Genomic DNA, 551 nt, shown 5'->3' on the forward strand with positions numbered 1-551 from the left:
ACATGATTATGCCCCTCTCTCAACAAAGCATAGGGCACCTTGGGATATTCTGGCAATACCCACCCTTGCGGGATATGCGCACGGCCGGTTAAGTCCGCTCCAGGCGTGGGTGCCGGAGGTGGCGGGATTGGCACGACCTGTTTGGCGGCGTTGATCAGGTCTTCTTTGTTACCGTTCCATTGTGGTAGATCGGCGGGCGGCAAGGGTAAGACTTTGTCCAGGTTGGGGAAGCGGAGATCGCGATTACGTCCGAGGGCATCGCTGAAGACTAGATAGCGATCAGCGCGTGAAGTATCGATACCGTAAGGCGTGAGACCTTTGATAGATTCAAATTTACTACGCAGATTATTTGCCGCAGCCCAACTCCCGAATTTGACGCCCTCATGCAGGTAATGAAGTGCACGCACGTTGTCTTTTTGAATAATGTTATATTCGATTCCCAGCGCCTGCGCGGCGTCCCCATTGCCCTGTGAAAACGCACATTCGAGCATCTTGAGGGCCATCGGCACATTGGCCCACCGACCACGTTCGGGCGCGTCGCTACCAGAATT

General features: G+C 54.4%; 1 protein-coding gene. It reads right to left on the minus strand.

Translation table 11 applies throughout. From position 1 onward, the window contains the following. Nucleotides 1–551, minus strand: a 551-nt coding sequence (locus QN379_RS23505) for a DUF6396 domain-containing protein (protein WP_323507777.1), incomplete at both ends; no start/stop codon positions are given.

The sequence above is a fragment of the Glaciimonas sp. Gout2 genome, from assembly GCF_035018905.1.
Taxonomy (GTDB): domain Bacteria; phylum Pseudomonadota; class Gammaproteobacteria; order Burkholderiales; family Burkholderiaceae_D; genus Glaciimonas.